Origin of the sequence: Streptococcus sp. GMD1S (genome assembly GCF_000296875.1) — a bacterium.
Lineage (GTDB): Bacteria > Bacillota > Bacilli > Lactobacillales > Streptococcaceae > Streptococcus.
Genome location: NZ_AJQY01000269.1, coordinates 1 through 614 on the forward strand (window position 1 = coordinate 1; position 614 = coordinate 614).

The 614-nt window shown below is 44.8% G+C and carries 1 protein-coding gene; it reads right to left on the reverse strand.

Annotated features, from left to right (window positions below):
- Positions 1–614, reverse strand: a 614-nt coding sequence (locus tag GMD1S_RS08720) for an ATP-dependent 6-phosphofructokinase (RefSeq protein WP_000508086.1), incomplete at both ends; no start/stop codon positions are given.

Genomic DNA, 614 nt, shown 5'->3' on the forward strand with positions numbered 1-614 from the left:
CCAGCTTTGATACTAGCTACGATATCTTCCATCTTGAAGCCTTCTTCAGGGATGATAATTTCATCAGCACCAGTTGCGATACCAGCCCAAAGAGCGATATCACCAGCGTTACGTCCCATTACTTCAACAACGAAAGTACGACGGTGACTTGATGATGTATCACGAATCTTATCAATCGCATCCATTGCAGTCGTAACTGCAGTATCAAATCCGATTGTAAAGTCAGTACCTACGATATCGTTATCGATTGTACCTGGAAGTCCAATAGCAGGGAATCCATGCTCAGTCAAGCGCATAGCTCCATGATAAGAACCATCACCACCGATAACTACGACTCCTTCGATACCGTGTTTTTTCAATTGCTCAATCCCTTTAAGTTGGCCTTCAAGTTGTGCAAACTCAGGATAACGAGCAGAATGAAGGAAAGTACCACCACGAGAAATGATGTCTCCTACTGAAGCAGCATCAAGCGGATAAATTTCACCGGCAACCATACCTGCGTATCCATCATAGATACCAAAAACTTCCATTCCTTCTGAGATTGCTTGGCGAACTACTGCACGGATGGCAGCATTCATACCAGGGGCGTCTCCACCACTGGTCAAAACAGCAAT